Here is a 17,330-nt window from a genome sequence, read left to right on the forward strand (position 1 = left end):
ATAAAGCCAAAAATAGGTTGTCAGAAAATTACTAGTTTTTATTGCCAACAAAACCGTTTAAGGGTCAATATGTGCCTTAAGCGCTTTTACACCTATCTTCTAAACATCTTGTCTTTAGGTTATCAACAGAAAGAAGTAACTTTATACTATAAAAAGACATCGATTGCATGAAAGAGATAATCCCCATAGAGGAAGGTGATTTTTATTGGTCTGAAAATGGCTTTAGAGTCTTCACAAAACAATTTCATCTAAAAAGAGGGTATTGCTGTGAGAGCGGTTGCAGACATTGCCCATATGGCTATGACCCAAAAACAAACATGCAATAAGTTTTAACATACCTCGGCATGATATTTGTATTTATTTTTTAATAGAAAATTTAGTACTTAAAACATATAACGTTATGAAAAACATCAAATTACTTGGCTTACCGCTGCTACTTTTAGTTTTTATTACATCGTGTTCATCTATTAGTGTACTTTCTGATTATGATCAAAAAGCAGATTTTAACGGATATAAATCTTACGCCTTCTACAAAACAGGTATAGATAAAGCACAGATATCTGATTTGGATAAAAAACGAATTCTAAGAGCTATTGAAACTGAAATGAGTTCTAGAGGCTTTGTAAAGTCTGAAACGCCAGATATATTGGTAAGCATATTTACGAAAGAACAAGAAAGAGTTGATGTTTACAATAACAACTACGGTTGGGGCGGTGCCTGGGGATGGGGTTACAACCCTTACACTTGGGGACCTGGTTTTGGTTGGGGTGGCGGAACTAGTGTAAGCGCAAGCACACAAGGTTCTCTTTACATTGACCTTATAGATAATAAAACAAGCGAATTGGTATGGCAGGGTAAAGGTGAAGGCACACTATCTAACACCAAAAACATAGAAAAAAAAGAAGAACGTATTAGAGAATTTGTTTCTCAGATTTTAGAGCAATACCCACCTAGCACGGTTGCAATGAAATAATAAAAAAACTAAAGTTTGAAAGGGGTTGTAGATGAATTCATCTACAACCCCTTTTTATTTATAGCAATGGAAAATGAGTGTCATTCTTTACTTCATTTAAGACGAATGCACTTTTAACTCCGCCAATACTTGGTAACGAAGCTATTTTAAACTTGGCGAAATTATAATAGGCATCAAGGTTTTTGACAATTACTTTTAATAGAAAATCAAACTCACCACCCACAACAAAACACTCCACCACTTCTGGGTATTTCATTACCTGCTCAAAAAAATCATCCATCATAGCTCCTTTTTGAGCCTCTAATGACACAAAACTAAAGACCGTAATACTTTCTTCAATTTTATCTTTATTCAAAATTGCTACATAGTTCTTGATAAACCCATCTTGCTCTAATCTTTTAATACGCTCATAAACGGGAGTTTTAGTCAGTCCCAATTGTTCTGCTATAGACTTTGCCACCGTCTTGGCATCTTTCTGTAATATTTTTAATATGGCTCTATCTATATCATCTAATTTCTCTGTCATAACTTTTTCCTGTTTTATGATTATAAGCTACATCTAAAAAGAACTTATTCCTATAATAATATTATTTAAAAGTCATATTTCCTAATTTAAATAATATTAACAATTAATTGGACTGTAAATGATATATTTAATAGAAATATTGCGATTCAATAATTGAAAACTAAGCGTATGAATACTTCTGAATATGAAAGCAATCCTATTTTAGATAAGCTTCCTAAGCATTTAAGACAATACATAAAGCCTCAAAACTATGAGGACTATACGCCTATTAATCAGGCTGTGTGGCGTTATGTAATGCGCAAGAATGTAGATTACCTAAGTAAGGTTGCACATAAATCTTATTCTGAAGGGTTACGCAAAACAGGTATTTCAATTGAAAACATCCCCAATATGTACGGTATGAACCGTATTCTGAAGGATTTAGGTTGGGCCGCTGTTGCCGTGGACGGATTTATTCCACCCGCTGCTTTCATGGAGTTTCAAGCATATAATGTACTGGTAATTGCGTCAGACATTCGCCAGTTAGAAAATATTGCTTACACACCTGCCCCAGATATTATTCACGAAGGTGCCGGGCATGCCCCCATTATTGCCAACCCCGAATATGCTGCTTATTTAAGACGTTTTGGCGAAATAGGATGCAAAGCAATATCTAGTGCTAAAGATTTTGAACTGTACGAAGCGGTACGCCATCTTTCGATTATTAAAGAAGCCAAAGGCACGCCTATAGAAGAAATTGAAAAATCTGAGAAGCATATAGAATTTCTTCAAGATAATATGGGCAATCCTAGTGAAATGGCTTTCATTAGAAACCTGCATTGGTGGACGGTTGAATACGGGCTCATAGGCACTCTAGAGGATCCTAAAATATATGGCGCGGGACTTTTATCTTCTATTGGTGAAAGTCAGTGGTGCATGACCGATAATGTCAAAAAACTACCTTACTCTATTGAAGCGGCAAAGACCTCTTTTGATATCACCAAAAAACAACCGCAACTATTCGTAACTCCGGATTTTGCATTTTTAAGCCAAGTGTTAGAAGACTTTGCCAATACTATGGCTTTGAGAAGAGGAGGTTTATCAGGTTTACAGAAACTTATCGACTCTAAAGAATTAGGTACAATTGAACTAACCACTGGCTTACAAGTATCTGGTAATTTCGAATCACTGATTTCTCATGAAGGCAAACCTATTTACTTTCAAACGAAAGGAAAATCTGCTTTGGCATACCGAGAAAAAGAATTGGTTGGGCAAGATGTCAATCAGCATGAAACTGGTTTTGGCTCCCCTATTGGTAGACTTAAAGGCATCAATATCCCTATTGAAGATATGAGTCCAAGAGACCTTAAAGCATATAAAATTTATGAAGGAGAAATTGTTTCATTAGATTTTACAGGAGGTATTAATGTTACCGGTAAAATTATAACGGGTACGCGTAATCTTCAGGGTCGTATTATTTTAATAACTTTCGAGAATTGTAAAGTGACACATAAAGGGATTACACTTTTTGAATCTAACGAAGAATTATATAACATGGCTATTGGTGAAGAAATTGTTTCTGCCTACCATGGTCCTGCAGATTTAAAGAGTTTTGACCTTTTAGACCATTCGCTAAGTACCGGCAGTAAAAAGAATGACCAAGTAGGTTTAAGTGAACTGGAATCGTACTATAAACTAATTCGTGATTTTAGAGAAGGCAACAACACCATCATATCTAGAACAAAGGTTTTTGAGGTAATACAAGAAAAATATCCGAAAGACTGGCTATTGCCGATTGAAATTTATGAATTGGCAATTTTAAGTAACGAAAAAATACTACCGGAGAAAATAAAAGCACATCTTGAAAACATTAAGCGAGATCAACCTAACCTTGGACAATTAATTGATGACGGATTAGAATTGGCAGCTATAAAATCTAAGGTTTAAGAAGTTGTAAGCCATCTAAAGATTCAATGGTCTGTTCTTGATACGTCAATCTCCAACCCATAGAATTGGTAAGAATATAGAATTTCTGCAATTCGCTAATAAGCCTATTTTCAGCATTGGTACGCAACGCAGAAGCTTCTACCTTTTTCATTAAAGAAGCCTTCACTGTTTTCTTTATTTTGTTATAATCTGCGGCATCAAACTGATTCAGGTAATCTGCGGTTACGTCGTAATATTCAAAATCAGGATTCAGATTAATTTCTGCATCTGGTATGCTTTTGATTTTTACCGTTTTACTTGCCTCGTCAATTTCAAAATCAATCTTACTTAAATCATAAGCTACGGTTACATCTGCATTTACCACTACTAACGCTTTTTTCTCAGCTCTTAAAAGCGGACCAAAAAGTTCTTTCGAGTCTTTGTAATTATAGACTTCTGCAAAATGCCCCTCTGTTACCACTAATTTAGAAACATTGGTAATTTCTTGCTGAATGAGCATAGAATTTTCTTCTAGAATAGATTTATCTTCTTTGTCATCTTGACAAGTTTGAAAGGCAAACAATAATGTCGCTCCTATTACTAAGCCTAAAAATATCTTTTTCATAAAAAATAATGTATTCGAAATTAGTGGTAACAAACGAATATACAGCCTATCGTTTTAACGAAAAATGACCCGAAAGGTGTATTCCTGTATCGTAATTCAGATATTTAAACCAATAATCATTTGAAGGCATTTGTTTACCATTGTAAATACCATCCCAAGCACTATTAGAAGTATTGGGGTCTAGTTGCTTTAAGAGCTTACCATAACGATCATAAATAAATATACCTATATCACCTGTGCCAGATAGTTTTGATGTATCCCAAACATCATAATATGAATCATTATTAGGAGTAAAAAACTTGGGTAACGCCAAAGAATCTACTCCCTGACATGCAATAGGATCTACATTTATTGTAAATCTAGACTGACTAAAACAGCCATTCTCTTCTGCAAATACATAAATTGTCGTTGATGCTGAAATTTCATCACCAGCCAACAAAATAGCTCCATTACCATCTGCTTCACTATAATAATCTTGACCATCAGGTAGTGTAGGCAATGTATATGTAAGACAAACTATAACGTCATCAAATTCAGAAACTGAAACCTCAGTGATATCAACAAAAAAACTACTTTCATCAAAACAATCTCCCGCTCCAGAAGCGCTTTCTGCATACACATATATTATTTGCGATTCAGTAACCTCCTCACCTTCATTTAATACTGTTCCTGTACCACCTGTAGCAGTATAATAGCTATTCCCTGCACTCAATGCCGGTAGAATATACGCGTTGCATACTTCGACATCAGAGAACACATCTGCCACGGTCAAAGGATTTACCATAAGACTGAAAACAGTCTCGTCAAAACAGGTTTCAGATGCTTCAACCCTAACTGTAATATCTTGTTGGTTTGCTGTAGTATTATCAAATGAGTTAGTTAATGCTATTTGATTTCCTGTGGCGTTAAAATAAGAAACCGTCAACCCTGTTTGATTACCTACTACTTGCGATTCAATAGCTGCCAAATCTAAATTAAATGTTGCAAAACCATCGGTATCCGTATCACATAGAACGATATCATCAATATCGTTTGCAGTAGGTCCGTCGTTATTCACTGTTAGGGTAATTGGGTTTCTCTCCAATACCAAATCTGTTACTATAGTACTACTAATTTCGCATGTATAAACACCCGAATCTGTTACTTGAAGATTGGTCAAAACTAAATCTGGAGTATTTGAACTAGGTACAGCAACACCATCTTTAAACCACTCATATACATTTGCACTGCCACTAACTACAGTACTTAATGTAATAGAGCCATCAACACATCCAGTTATATTCTCAATATCATTCACTAAAGCCTGGGGGGTATCAACAAAATTATTGAAGCCGTTATAGTAATTAAATTCATCTTCAAAATCACCAAATTGAAAACGATTACCATAAATTCTAAATGTACCCTCATTTAAAAAAACAAAACTTGGTATATCACCCTCAATATTATTATTATAAATATCAAAACCACTCAGATTGGCCCAGTTTACTAAGCCCGCAGGTAAAACACCTTCTATGTTATTATCATTAATTTCAAATGATCCTAAATTTATTAGACCTGAGAAAGAATCGGGTATGGTTCCCGTAAAATTATTTTGACCTAGCCACAATGTAAGTAACGTAGTAATATTTCCAATTTCCTCTGGCAGATCACCCTCAAATTGATTAAATCGAAGTATTAAAAACTCTAAAGAAACTAAATTTTCAACTAATGGAGAAATAGTGCCTTCTAGCTGATTAAATTCTAATTGCAACGACACTAAATTGCTTAAATCATAAATAGTTTCAGGAATTTCCCCTGTAAGATTATTATTGTTTAAAAGTAATTGCCTCAAATTTGAAAGCAACCCTAATTCAGCGGGAATTTCACCAGTAAGTTCATTTACAGAAAGCCAAAGAGATACTAAGTTATTTAGGTTTCCTAGTTCAATAGGAATAGTTCCTGTAAGTTGATTTCCTGAAAGCAGTAAACTTTCTAAATTACTTAAATTACCAAGTTCGGGCGGTATAGCTCCACTCAAATTATTTGAGCCTAACCATAATCCCACTAAATTACTTAAATCCCCCAATACTGCAGGTATGACCCCTGATAACTCATTGCCATTTAAAATTAGGTATTCTAGGTTTAAAAGATTACCTATACTGTCTGGAATGGGACCAGTGAGGTTAGTTTGATCAGAAAGGTCTAGATACTCTAAGTTCTCCAAATTATCTAACTCCGTTGGTATTGTACCGATCAAGTTGTTTCCGGTATTTGTGTTATTATCCAAATCTATTGATAAAACATTATTACCATCAAAGGTTATACCATACCAATCATTGGATACAACGGTAGCAGATAACGGTGTGGCAAACACCCAATCATTGGTAGGATCTACATCTGTTTCACTAACCCAGTTAGGACCTCCGGTTTCATTATATAACGCTTGTAATGCCTCTAACTCATCTAATGGAAGCTGAGCGCTAGAAGTAATTACACTAAATATTAATAAAACAAGACAGCTTAACTTTTTAATCATTTTGGACATAAAATTGGAAAGTACCTAAAAAATTATAGTAATAATTTATATGCTTAGAAAACTCGACAAAATTCATATTTGCACTAGAAACGAATATGAGAAAATTCTTTCTGGATTTCAGATTTCAACTCGTTCAATTTGAAAAGAAATTTCTGATGTTGTTCAGATTTTTCATTAAACGGTCTGTGCAGTAATCCTGTTTGAATTTTTTGAACTTTTTCCATCGTTATATATGCACTTTGGGAAATCCACACCTCAACAAACTTCTCCCAGATATAATCTATCGCCAACTCATTTGGGTGGATCATATCTTTAGCATAAAAACGATAATCCCGAAGCTCATCCATCATTAGTTCATAACTCGGAAAATATGAGATTTTATTCTCCGCTAATACATTATGAATTGCAGAAATTAAATGGGCTTTACTTCTTTGATTTTCTACAAAACCGTCCTTTAAATGTCTAACAGGAGATACTGTAAAAATGAACTGTACCGCAGGATTTACAGAATGTACCAAGGCAATAGTTCTATTCAAACTTTTCTCTACCTCATCAACGCTTAACAATTCTTTCGTAAAATTGGATTGTGGAACTTTATGGCAATTTGCAACTACCTGATTGCAGGATGTATTTCTATACACCCACGCTGTACCTAAAGTGATGATGATATGGCTAGCTTTTTTTAATTGAGCTGAAGTATTTTCTACAGCAGCATTTAAATCTGTAATCACTATTTTTTTGGATGGATTACTTAAGCAAGAATGCGCATCAAAACTATGCCATTGCCCATTCTCACTAAACACATCTTTTTCTGTAATTAACTCTTGATGAATAGACTTTTGAATGAGTTTTTCAATTGCCAAAGGATGAAACAATATCCCAAACGGATTCTGTAACCCCTGAAATTTATAATATGCTAATTTTGCCCCAATATTCTCAGAAAAACAGGAACCCAAAAGCAACAACTGACTTGAATAGTCAATTGGGTTTTTAGATTTCGATAATGGTATTTTGGTTAAGAGATTCATTTAGGTCGTACACTCTCATTTAACTTATGAAACAATTGATACGGGTAAATTTCATAAATAGCATTATCTTCATTAATAGTGTTATCTCCGTTTTCAAAAGCTTTTTTCTCCCACTCCGCTCCTTCTTCATTACCTAACTTCGTCATACTTCTCCCTTTAAAATAAAGTGCATCGGCAAAATTATCGTACACCATTAACGAGGTATCAAAAGATGCAATTGCCTCTTCATAATTACCTAGCTCAAAATCTGCAATGCCTAAATAATACCAATCTAAATAATGACAGGCTTCTTGTGGCGAATCGTTAGGAAAATCTTTCAACTGCTGCTCTTTACTAAGTAACAAGAATTCTTTGGCTTTAGAGAATTTATTTAATTGAAGGTAATCTAGTCCAATGTAAAAGTTATAGGTATGATCCATAACATAACCATCACCAAACTCTTTTTTGGCTCTCATAAATTCAGATATAGATTTTAGGTAGTCTTTTGAGAAAATACATCTCATAAAACCACTATAATCTAAATACTTTTCTGGATTGTGTTCAACTGCCTTTTCTAAAAACGGCCTACCTAATTGATACTTTCTTGCTTTATATAGCGGCATTGACTTTTGTTGCCAAAGCCAGGCATTTGTTGGGTCTATGGTAAGTGCAGAATCTAAATACTGCTGGTGCTCAAGAGAATGCAACGGAGTTTGAAAAGATTTTTCAACATACTGCCTAATATGCATTGAGTCTATACCTGACAAAACATTTGTTTCAACATCATCAGCCCCCTTAGCACTATCTTGATTTTTATCTGAAAGATTACAAGATGAAATAATCAGTAATAAAATAAAATATCTTTTCATAAAACTATTGTTTTAAACAGCTTCATAAGCTGTCTTTTGAATTCGATTTGTCAATAGCTAGATGATAAAACAAGGAATGTTAATTCCGTTATTTTCAAAAAAATAAAAATCTATAAGAAATTATTATAATCTCTTATAGATTTTCGACTTTAGTACATATAATTTCTGTACAAAATTTCATTTTCAAGCTATGCTATTTCGCTAACTTCTTTGCAGACTTAGCTATTACATCACTAAGGTAACCTAAATTTTTCGCTTTTAAATTGTAACCTAAACCAGTAATGTATTCTCTAAAAATTACTTCTCCAGTTTTTGAATTTACTACCTGAACAAATCTTTCTGCATTAGCTCTCGCATAACGCAAATAATAGAATTCTTTATTTTCCTCAATTGCTTTATCTAAATCTTCGGTAGAAATAAACTCATAGTCATAATCATATTTACTAAAAAGCTTCTCGACTTCTTTATCTTCACCATCAGAAATTTCTGCGGTAAAAGCATTTGTTCTTTGAGTGATATAGGTTGGTACATATAATTTAGCAGTAGTCAAGCTTGCTATCTTTTTAGCATCATAATCTTTCTCATACATCCAATATGTTTCACCTTTGTCTATAAGTTCGTTTGTTTGTTGAAAGTAATTTTTTAAAAATCCTGTTGAATAATTAAAGAAAACGTTTTCAGTATACATTTTTTCTACAATAACCTCCTTCTCTTCAGAAAGAGCAGTATTTACAAAATCTGATGTTGGGAAAAGATAAATTTTAGCTATGGGCTTTTTATTATTTCTGAAGATCTCATTAATCTTTTCTTCTCTTTTTTTCTCTTTTTTCGCTTTAACCTTAGACAACTTTTCATCTATGGTTTCAGCATCATACAATCCGATATTAATATAGGTATGCAATGAATGCACAACACTACCCATTTTGGTAGTTTTAGAACGCTTGAATCCGACAAGCTCTGCTATAGAGTAATTTTTGTTATAATACTCTTGTAAATCATATTCACTTTGAGGAACTATTTTATAAGGGGTCACTGTCCAAGTTTCCTCTAAAATTTTAGCATATTCGTCGGCGTCAATAACATCTGACAAGACAAAAATGGTTGTTGATGCTTTAAATTTTTCTAATGCTTTAGGTTTTAAATCTGATGGCTTACCTACATGGCGTGCACCAAAAGAGACTTGTGAAAAGCCTGAGAAACTTATGAACGTCAGTAATAATAAAATATAATTCTTCATAATTAAATGTTTAATTGGTTGATATAGAACCACATTTAACCATGATTATTGTATTTTATGTCGCTTTAGAACTTACCCCAAATAACCTTCAGCCTTTGCCAATGCCTCTTCTATACCTGCCGGATTCTTACCACCTGCAGTTGCAAAGAAAGGTTGACCACCGCCGCCACCTTGTATATATTTACCAAGCTCACGAACAATTGTTCCTGCATTTAATCCTTTAGAAGCAACCAGTTCTTTAGATATATAACATGATAATAAAGCTTTACCATTTTGCTCTGTACCAAAAAGTAAAAACAAATTGTCTTTATTACTGCCCATTTCAAAGCTTAAGTCTTTTATGCCGGCAGCATCCAAATCAATTTTCTTTGCTAAAAATTGTATTCCGTTTACCTCTTTAAGCTCTGATAATAAATCTCCTTTTAAGTTCTTCGCTTTGTCTTTCAACAATTCGGCTACTTGCTTTTTAAGACTACTATTTTCGTCTTGAAGACTTGAAACCGATTTTACAGGATCTTGAGTGTTACCCAAAACAACTTTTATTTTCGACAATAACTTATCATTATCTACATGCAAATCTTTAACTGCGTCGCCTGTAATTGCCTCAATTCTTCTTATACCTGCAGCTACGGCACCTTCTGACTTAATTTTAAATTGCCAGATATCGCCTGTATTCTTCACATGTGTACCACCACACAATTCTATAGATTTACCAAAACGGATTGTTCTAACCGCATCTCCATATTTTTCACCGAACAATGCCATGGCACCATCTGCAATAGCAGTTTTCATAGGTACATTTCTTTGCTCTTGAAGTTGTAAATGCCCGTCTATACGTGCGTTCACAAAATTCTCTACTTCTTGCAATTCTTCTTGTGTCATTTTAGAAAAATGAGAAAAATCGAATCGTAGGTGTTTAGAATGTACCGCTGAACCTTTTTGCTCAACGTGGTTTCCTAAAATCTCTCTTAAAGCCTGGTGTAACAAGTGTGTTGCCGTGTGGTTCGCTTCTGTTCTGCTACGTTGTTTTTTATCTACGACTGCTTTAAAACTCTCGTCTAAATGTTTAGGTAAGTTCTTAGCAAAATGAATAGTTTCATTATTCTCTTTTTTGGTATCGGTAATGTAAACCACATCACCATGGGTATCTTCTAAATACCCTTTATCCCCTACTTGACCACCACCTTCTGCATAAAACGGAGTAAGATTAAATACCAACTGAAACTGTGTTCCTTCTTTTTTAGAAACAATTTTACGGTATTTGGTGATTTTCACTTCTACATCAAGCATATCATAACCAACAAATTCTTGCTCATTATCTTCTAGCAAAACTTCCCAATCTTGTTTTGAAACTACTGATGCCGATTTAGAACGGTTTTTTTGCTGCTGCATAGCTTCATCAAATCCTTCTTCATCTAACTGATATCCTTTTTCACTAAGAATCAGAGCAGTTAAATCTATAGGGAAGCCGAAAGTATCGTACAACTCAAAAGCTTTTCCCCCATCAACTGTTTTGCCTTTGGTGTTTTTTATAATCGTATCTAACAGCAACAATCCTTGATCTAACGTTTTTAAGAAAGAATGCTCTTCTTCTTTAATTACGTTTTCAATTAATTGCTTTTGATTTTCCAATTCTGGGTACGCATCTCCTAAAGAGTCTGTCAACACATTTACCAAACGGAACATAAAAGGTTCTTTGGTATTCAAAAATGTAAATCCGTAACGCACGGCTCTTCTCAATATTCTTCTTATTACATAACCTGCGCCAGTATTACTTGGCAATTGACCATCTGCAATTGAAAACGAAACGGCACGTATATGATCACTGATAACACGAATAGCGATATCAATTTCTTCATTTTTACCGTAATCAGAACCTGTAATAGTTTCTATTTCGCGAATTAACGGTGTAAATATATCAGTATCGTAATTCGATTGAACTCCTTGTAACACCATACACAAACGCTCAAAACCCATTCCGGTATCTACATGCTTAGCCGGTAAACTTTCTAACGAACCATCTGCCTTACGGTTGTATTGCATGAATACAAGATTCCAAATTTCTACAACCTGCGGATGATCTTGATTTACAAGACTTGCACCAGAAACCTTTGCTTTTTCTTCTTTAGAACGAATATCTACATGTATCTCTGAACATGGTCCACATGGACCTTGATCTCCCATTTCCCAAAAGTTATCCTTCTTGTTACCCATGATAATTCTATCTTCAGGTACAATACTTTTCCAAAGCTCAAAAGCTTCAGTATCTAATTCTAATTTATCTGCATCTTTACTTCCTTCAAAAACAGATACGTACAAACTGTCTTTATCAATTTTAAGAACCTCGGTCAATAGCTCCCATGCCCAAGTAATAGCTTCTTCCTTAAAATAATCGCCAAAACTCCAGTTACCCAACATCTCGAACATGGTATGATGATAGGTATCTTTACCAACCTCTTCTAAGTCGTTATGCTTACCGCTTACACGCAAACATTTTTGAGTATCTACCACTCTAGAGCTTTTAGGCTGACTTATACCTAAAAAGTATTCTTTAAACTGGTTCATGCCCGCATTTGTAAAAAGCAGGGTTGGATCATCTTTAATGACCATTGGTGCAGAAGGCACTATTTTGTGTTCTTTACCTTTGAAAAAATTCAGAAATTGAGTTCTTGTATCTTTGGAATTCATCTAAAATGCTAAGCTTTTACAAATTTTAACGGTTTATATAAAACTATCTTTATATTTGTTTGTTCCCTAATAATTGAAAAAACAAAAATAGGATAAATAACATTCATGTCTAAGGTAAAATACTATTACGACCCAGACACGCTGTCGTACCGTAAAATAGAACCCGAAAAATCTAAACGTTATAGAAATATAGCCTTCTTTATTTTGGGGTCATGCCTTTTTGGTTTTTTAGCACTTATTCTTCTGCTTAACACCAACTTAGTCAATACACCAAGAGAACTTTCTTTATCTCGTGAAGTCAAAAATTATGAGCTTCAATATGAGCTGTTGAATAAGAAAATGGAACAGATTGAAGAGGTTTTAGGTAATATAGAAGATAGAGATAACAATATTTACCGCTTATATTTTGAAGCCAACCCAATACCAGACGAACAGCGCAAAGCAGGTTTTGGTGGTATAAACCGATATAAATCTTTAGAAGGCTTCAATAATTCTGAAATGATTGTTTCTACTACAAAGAGACTAGATATCATTAAAAAGCAAATGGCCATTCAATCTAAATCTCTAGATGAGATCACGAAGCTGGCAGAAGAAAAAGAAAAATTATTAATGTCGATACCAGCTATTCAACCTATTAATAATGAAGACCTAAAACGTATGGCTTCTGGTTATGGCTGGCGTTCAGATCCTTTTACCAAGGCTAGAAAAATGCATTACGGTATGGATTTTACCGCACCTAAAGGCACACCGATATATGCGGCAGGTGATGGCAAAATTACTAGAGCCGACAATAACTCATCTGGTTACGGAAAACATATTCGTATTGAACATGGATATGGATATTTGAGTCTATACGCTCATTTAAGCCAGTACAATGTTAAGAAAGGACAAAAAGTAAAACGGGGCGATTTAATAGGTTTTGTAGGAAGCACAGGAAGATCAGAAGCGCCACACCTTCATTATGAAGTATGGAAAGATAATGATAGAATCAATCCTATGAATTTCTACTACGGTAGTTTATCGCCAGAAGAATTCGAGAACATGTTGAAATTCGCTAATCAAGAAAACCAATCACTGGATTAATGCAAATAGAACTCCCTGAAAAAAGATATTATGGTATTGGCGAGGTCGCCCGTGCCTTTGGCGTAAATGCTTCACTAATTCGTTTTTGGGAGAAAGAATTCGACGTGCTTCAACCTAAAAAAAATGCAAAGGGAAATAGAAAGTTTACTCCCCAAGACATTAAAAACCTTCAATTAATATATCATTTGGTAAAAGAAAGAGGTTTTACTCTCGATGGTGCCAAAACTCATTTAAAAGAAGAAAAACAGAAAACACTTTCTAATTTTGATATTATTCAAAAGCTTGAACGTGTAAAAGCAGAACTTAATAAAATTAAAGACCAATTATAACACAACCATTATGAAAAAAGGACTAATTGCATTAATCGTCATTGCTGTCATAGCATTCGGACTATACCAGTGGGGCGTTGGTTTCAACAACACTGCTGTTGCTTTAAAAGAAACATCTACAAAGACCTGGGCAAATGTAGAAAGTGCCTATCAACGTAGAAATGATTTAATCGGTAATCTTGTAAAAACAGTACAAGGTGCTGCCGATTTTGAAAGAGGTACTTTGACAGATGTTATCGAAGCTAGAGCAAAAGCAACATCGGTTAGCATTGACCCTACCAATATAACACCAGAGCAATTAGCTCAATTTAACCAGGCGCAAAGCGGACTAAGTGGTGCATTAAGCAAATTATTGGTAACTGTAGAACGCTACCCTGATTTAAAATCTAATCAGAACTTTCTAGAACTACAATCGCAGTTAGAAGGTACAGAAAACAGAATAAATGTGGCAAGAGATAGATTCAACGCTACTGTTGAGCCTTATAACCTTCACATTAAAAAATTCCCGAATTCTATTTTAGCGGGTATATTCAACTTTGGCGAACTTGCCTATTACAAAGCAGATTCAGGTTCAGAAAATGCACCAGACGTAGATTTTGATTTTGATTAATAACATATGTCAAGAGTAGAAGATTTTTTATCGGCAACAGAAGAGCAAGAGGTAGTAGAGGCTATTCTTAAGGCTGAAAAGAATACTTCTGGTGAAATTAGGGTACATATTGAAGGGCATACCCGTAAAGATCATTACGAGCGTGCTAAGGAGGTTTTTCATTTATTAAAAATGGATAACACCAAACAAGAAAACGGAGTCTTGATCTATGTTGCCGTAACTGACAAGAAGTTTGTTATTTGTGGCGATAAAGGTATTGACAACGTTGTACCCAAAGACTTTTGGCAAACTACCAGAAATAGCATTCAAACTCATTTTGAAAAAGGAGCGTTTAAAGACGGTCTCGTAGCTGGAGTATTAAAAGCCGGCGAAGAATTAAATAGTCATTTTCCTTGGCAATCAGATGACACCAACGAATTAAGCAATGAGATATCTAAAGGTTAGCCTTGTAATTCTTTTTCTTTGGTGCACTCCGTTATGGAGTCAGTTTGAAATACCTGAAAAGCCGGCACTAGAAACTAGTGTTTACGATTACACCAATCTTCTGACCGACCAGCAAAAAGTGGCTTTAAGTCAAAAACTGGTTCGTTATTCAGATAGTACCTCCACACAAATTGTAGTTACCATTATTGCCAGTACTAATGGAGAAAATATCAACTACCTAGGTGCAAATTGGGGTCAAAAATGGGGAATAGGGCAAGAAGGCAAAGACAATGGCATTCTAATTATACTTGCAGAAAATGACCGGAAAGTAGCCATTAGCACCGGATACGGAGTTGAAGGCTCTTTAACCGATGCACTTTCTAAACGTATCATTGAAAATGTAATTCTCCCTGAATTTAGAGTCGGAGATTATTATGGCGGACTGAATAAGGGCTCTGATGTAATTTTTCAAGTTTTAACCGGTGAATTTCAGGAAGACAGAACTTTTGGAGATAATAGTGGTACTCCATTTTCATCTCTTCTACCATTTATCATATTCGTGGTAATTCTTTTTATTCTGTGGAGTCGTAAAAATGACGACAATGGCAATAACGGCGGCAGGAGACGCGGCGGATTAAGTCCGTGGGATATGATTATTCTCAGCAACATGGGACGCTCTAGCGGTTCTAGTGGAGGATTCGGCAGCGGTGGAGGCGGAAGCTTTGGCGGTGGCGGATTTGGAGGAGGTTTCGGCGGCGGCGGCTTTGGCGGCGGCGGTGCTTCTGGAGGTTGGTAATTTTGTTATAAATAAATTACTTCGTTTCTTTTATCTAGAAAGATTAACGGCAGTTTATATCTATTAGCTTTTCTAGCATCAACTAAACTTAAATCGTTTATATGTAAGTATATAACAATCTTCATCATCGTTGTACCCACCCTTTTATCCCCTCCCAAGAGGGGAGGATCATGTTTTTGGTTGCGAGTTTTGTTACAATAAGAGCTACATAGACTGTTTTTTCTAAAATATTTAATTCAAATCAGAAACTGTTCCCCTCTTGGGAGGGGTTAGGGGTGGGATCTTGTTTGTCGAATTAACTTTAAAAAAAATGACCAAATAGTTTGCGTAGCAGAATTATTTGGTCATTTCTTATTTTCTACAATTAAAGATTAGAATTTATATTTTAACCCTAAGTCCAAAAGCAACTTACTTCTTCCTCATAAATACCGTAATAGGCACCCCAGTGAAATCATACTCCTCACGTATCTTATTTTCTAGATAACGCTTGTAAGGCTCACGTACATATTGCGGTAGGTTACAGAAAAATGCAAACTGCGGGTACGGAGTAGGTAATTGTGTACAGAATTTAATTTTAACAAACTTACCTTTATATGCCGGTGGTGGATAATTTTCTATTATCGGCAACATTGTTTCATTGAACTTACGGGTAATAATCTTTTTATTACGATTATTGTATACCTCAACAGCGGTTTCAATTGCTTTAAAAATACGCTGCTTAGTAAGTACAGAAACAAAAAGTATGGGCACATCTGTAAATGGCTCAATAGCCTTTTTAATTTTCTCAGTATAATGCTTTATAGTATTGGTTTCTTTGTCATCAACCAAATCCCATTTATTAACAAGAATAACTATACCCTTATGATTACGTTGAGCTAGCCAAAAAATATTTTCTACCTGACCGTCAAAACCTCTAGTTGCATCCAATAGTAAAATACAAACATCGCAATGTTCTATTGCTCTTACCGAACGCATTACTGAATAAAATTCTAAATCTTCCTTCACCTTCGCCTTACGACGAATACCTGCTGTATCTACCAGATTAAACTCAAATCCGAATCTATTATATTTCGTATCAATACTATCTCTAGTTGTACCAGCTATATCAGTTACGATATATCTATCCTCCCCAATTAGCGCATTTATAAAAGAAGACTTACCTGCATTTGGTCTACCAACTACAGCAAATCTTGGCAATTCACTTTTTTCTTCAATTACATCTGGTAACTTCTCCACCAAATCATCTAGCAACTCACCGGTACCACCACCATTAATACTAGATAGTGTGTAATACTCACCTAAACCTAACGAGTAGAATTCAACAGCATCTTCTGCTCTTTTAGCATTATCCACTTTATTGACCGCTAAAAAAACAGGTTTTTTAACACGTCTTAATAATTTAGCTACATCCTCATCCATACCGGTTACACCAGTCTCTACATCTACCATAAAGATGATTGCATCAGCTTCTTCGATCGCTAGTTCTACTTGCTTATCGATTTCCTTTTCGAAAACATCATCGCTACCAACAACGTATCCGCCGGTATCAATAATTGAAAATTCTTTTCCGTTCCAATCACTTTTACCATAATGGCGATCACGAGTAACACCGCTAACGGCATCAACAATTGCCTCGCGTCTTTGAATTAATCTATTAAAAAATGTTGATTTTCCTACATTAGGTCTCCCTACAATGGCAACAATAGCACCCATAGCTTAAATTTGGGGCAAAGGTAGTATTTAA

The 17,330-nt window shown here is 34.9% G+C and carries 16 protein-coding genes; 8 read left to right on the forward strand and 8 right to left on the reverse strand.

Annotated features, from left to right (window positions below; all coding sequences use genetic code 11):
* Window positions 1-167 precede the first annotated feature (167 nt).
* Both BUC31_RS20200 and BUC31_RS00135 read left to right on the forward strand, forming a co-directional pair.
* Window positions 168-326 (forward strand): C1orf53 family protein, encoded by a 159-nt coding sequence (locus BUC31_RS20200; protein ID WP_166638585.1) that lies wholly within the window; start codon window positions 168-170, stop codon window positions 324-326.
* Window positions 327-400: 74 nt separating this feature from the next.
* Window positions 401-973 carry a DUF4136 domain-containing protein gene (locus BUC31_RS00135; RefSeq protein ID WP_073240353.1) on the forward strand — a complete coding sequence of 191 codons (573 nt, stop codon included), beginning with the start codon at window positions 401-403 and terminating at the stop codon, window positions 971-973.
* 58 nt (window positions 974-1,031) lie between these two features.
* Here BUC31_RS00135 and BUC31_RS00140 read toward each other — a convergent pair whose 3' ends face one another.
* Window positions 1,032-1,499, reverse strand: a complete 468-nt coding sequence (locus BUC31_RS00140; RefSeq protein ID WP_073240354.1) for an Lrp/AsnC family transcriptional regulator — start codon at window positions 1,497-1,499, stop codon at window positions 1,032-1,034.
* Window positions 1,500-1,667: 168 nt separating this feature from the next.
* On the opposite strand from BUC31_RS00140, the gene BUC31_RS00145 reads away from it, so the two are divergent.
* A complete protein-coding gene (locus BUC31_RS00145) occupies window positions 1,668-3,425 on the forward strand; it encodes an aromatic amino acid hydroxylase (protein ID WP_073240355.1) in 1,758 nt (585 codons plus the stop codon).
* Here BUC31_RS00145 and BUC31_RS00150 read toward each other — a convergent pair.
* The 6 genes from BUC31_RS00150 to alaS form a co-directional block, all read right to left on the reverse strand.
* Window positions 3,415-4,029: a DUF4230 domain-containing protein gene (locus BUC31_RS00150; RefSeq protein WP_073240356.1), complete on the reverse strand. Its 615-nt coding sequence runs from the start codon at window positions 4,027-4,029 to the stop codon at window positions 3,415-3,417. The two genes, BUC31_RS00145 and BUC31_RS00150, sit on opposite strands and share 11 nt — an antisense overlap.
* Window positions 4,030-4,075: 46 nt before the next feature.
* Window positions 4,076-6,544: a T9SS type B sorting domain-containing protein gene (locus BUC31_RS00155; RefSeq protein ID WP_073240357.1), complete on the reverse strand. Its 2,469-nt coding sequence runs from the start codon at window positions 6,542-6,544 to the stop codon at window positions 4,076-4,078.
* Window positions 6,545-6,627: 83 nt separating this feature from the next.
* A complete protein-coding gene (locus BUC31_RS00160) occupies window positions 6,628-7,572 on the reverse strand; it encodes a GSCFA domain-containing protein (protein WP_073240358.1) in 945 nt (314 codons plus the stop codon).
* Window positions 7,569-8,420, reverse strand: a complete 852-nt coding sequence (locus BUC31_RS00165; protein WP_073240359.1) for a tetratricopeptide repeat protein — start codon at window positions 8,418-8,420, stop codon at window positions 7,569-7,571. The genes BUC31_RS00160 and BUC31_RS00165 overlap by 4 nt, the downstream gene beginning before the upstream one ends.
* Window positions 8,421-8,613: 193 nt before the next feature.
* On the reverse strand, window positions 8,614-9,657 hold the full coding sequence (locus BUC31_RS00170) for a hypothetical protein (protein WP_073240360.1): 1,044 nt from the start codon (window positions 9,655-9,657) through the stop codon (window positions 8,614-8,616).
* A gap of 72 nt (window positions 9,658-9,729) precedes the next feature.
* Window positions 9,730-12,345, reverse strand: coding sequence for an alanine--tRNA ligase (gene alaS, locus BUC31_RS00175; protein ID WP_073240361.1), 2,616 nt, complete (start codon window positions 12,343-12,345; stop codon window positions 9,730-9,732).
* Between the two features lie 105 nt (window positions 12,346-12,450).
* Between alaS and BUC31_RS00180 the strand changes: the two genes are divergently transcribed.
* Genes BUC31_RS00180 through BUC31_RS00200 form a run of 5 tightly spaced genes read left to right on the forward strand, consistent with a single transcriptional unit; the run spans window position 12,451 to window position 15,586 of the window.
* Window positions 12,451-13,428 carry a M23 family metallopeptidase gene (locus BUC31_RS00180; protein ID WP_073240362.1) on the forward strand — a complete coding sequence of 326 codons (978 nt, stop codon included), beginning with the start codon at window positions 12,451-12,453 and terminating at the stop codon, window positions 13,426-13,428.
* Window positions 13,428-13,757, forward strand: a complete 330-nt coding sequence (locus BUC31_RS00185) for a MerR family transcriptional regulator (protein ID WP_027066328.1) — start codon at window positions 13,428-13,430, stop codon at window positions 13,755-13,757. The genes BUC31_RS00180 and BUC31_RS00185 overlap by 1 nt, the downstream gene beginning before the upstream one ends.
* Window positions 13,758-13,767: 10 nt before the next feature.
* Window positions 13,768-14,367, forward strand: a complete 600-nt coding sequence (locus tag BUC31_RS00190; RefSeq protein WP_073240363.1) for a LemA family protein — start codon at window positions 13,768-13,770, stop codon at window positions 14,365-14,367.
* Between the two features lie 6 nt (window positions 14,368-14,373).
* The gene (locus tag BUC31_RS00195) at window positions 14,374-14,811 is read left to right on the forward strand and encodes a TPM domain-containing protein (RefSeq protein ID WP_073240364.1); all 438 of its coding nucleotides are present in this window, start codon (window positions 14,374-14,376) and stop codon (window positions 14,809-14,811) included.
* Entirely contained in the window at window positions 14,792-15,586 is a 795-nt protein-coding gene (locus tag BUC31_RS00200; protein WP_073240365.1) for a TPM domain-containing protein, read from the forward strand. Before BUC31_RS00195 ends, BUC31_RS00200 begins: the two co-directional genes overlap by 20 nt.
* Window positions 15,587-15,994: 408 nt before the next feature.
* Here BUC31_RS00200 and der read toward each other — a convergent pair whose 3' ends face one another.
* The gene (gene der / locus BUC31_RS00205; protein ID WP_073240366.1) at window positions 15,995-17,299 is read right to left on the reverse strand and encodes a ribosome biogenesis GTPase Der; all 1,305 of its coding nucleotides are present in this window, start codon (window positions 17,297-17,299) and stop codon (window positions 15,995-15,997) included.
* Window positions 17,300-17,330: the final 31 nt, after the last annotated feature.

Source organism: Maribacter aquivivus (assembly GCF_900142175.1).
Lineage (GTDB): Bacteria > Bacteroidota > Bacteroidia > Flavobacteriales > Flavobacteriaceae > Maribacter > Maribacter aquivivus.

Coding starts and splice junctions, on each gene's coding strand:
- BUC31_RS20200 (WP_166638585.1), top strand. CDS start 168: ATGAAAGAGATAATCCCCATAGAGGAAGGTGATTTTTATTGGTCTGAA.
- BUC31_RS00135 (WP_073240353.1), top strand. CDS start 401: ATGAAAAACATCAAATTACTTGGCTTACCGCTGCTACTTTTAGTTTTT.
- BUC31_RS00140 (WP_073240354.1), bottom strand. CDS start 1,499: ATGACAGAGAAATTAGATGATATAGATAGAGCCATATTAAAAATATTA.
- BUC31_RS00145 (WP_073240355.1), top strand. CDS start 1,668: ATGAATACTTCTGAATATGAAAGCAATCCTATTTTAGATAAGCTTCCT.
- BUC31_RS00150 (WP_073240356.1), bottom strand. CDS start 4,029: ATGAAAAAGATATTTTTAGGCTTAGTAATAGGAGCGACATTATTGTTT.
- BUC31_RS00155 (WP_073240357.1), bottom strand. CDS start 6,544: ATGATTAAAAAGTTAAGCTGTCTTGTTTTATTAATATTTAGTGTAATT.
- BUC31_RS00160 (WP_073240358.1), bottom strand. CDS start 7,572: ATGAATCTCTTAACCAAAATACCATTATCGAAATCTAAAAACCCAATT.
- BUC31_RS00165 (WP_073240359.1), bottom strand. CDS start 8,420: ATGAAAAGATATTTTATTTTATTACTGATTATTTCATCTTGTAATCTT.
- BUC31_RS00170 (WP_073240360.1), bottom strand. CDS start 9,657: ATGAAGAATTATATTTTATTATTACTGACGTTCATAAGTTTCTCAGGC.
- alaS (WP_073240361.1), bottom strand. CDS start 12,345: ATGAATTCCAAAGATACAAGAACTCAATTTCTGAATTTTTTCAAAGGT.
- BUC31_RS00180 (WP_073240362.1), top strand. CDS start 12,451: ATGTCTAAGGTAAAATACTATTACGACCCAGACACGCTGTCGTACCGT.
- BUC31_RS00185 (WP_027066328.1), top strand. CDS start 13,428: ATGCAAATAGAACTCCCTGAAAAAAGATATTATGGTATTGGCGAGGTC.
- BUC31_RS00190 (WP_073240363.1), top strand. CDS start 13,768: ATGAAAAAAGGACTAATTGCATTAATCGTCATTGCTGTCATAGCATTC.
- BUC31_RS00195 (WP_073240364.1), top strand. CDS start 14,374: ATGTCAAGAGTAGAAGATTTTTTATCGGCAACAGAAGAGCAAGAGGTA.
- BUC31_RS00200 (WP_073240365.1), top strand. CDS start 14,792: ATGAGATATCTAAAGGTTAGCCTTGTAATTCTTTTTCTTTGGTGCACT.
- der (WP_073240366.1), bottom strand. CDS start 17,299: ATGGGTGCTATTGTTGCCATTGTAGGGAGACCTAATGTAGGAAAATCA.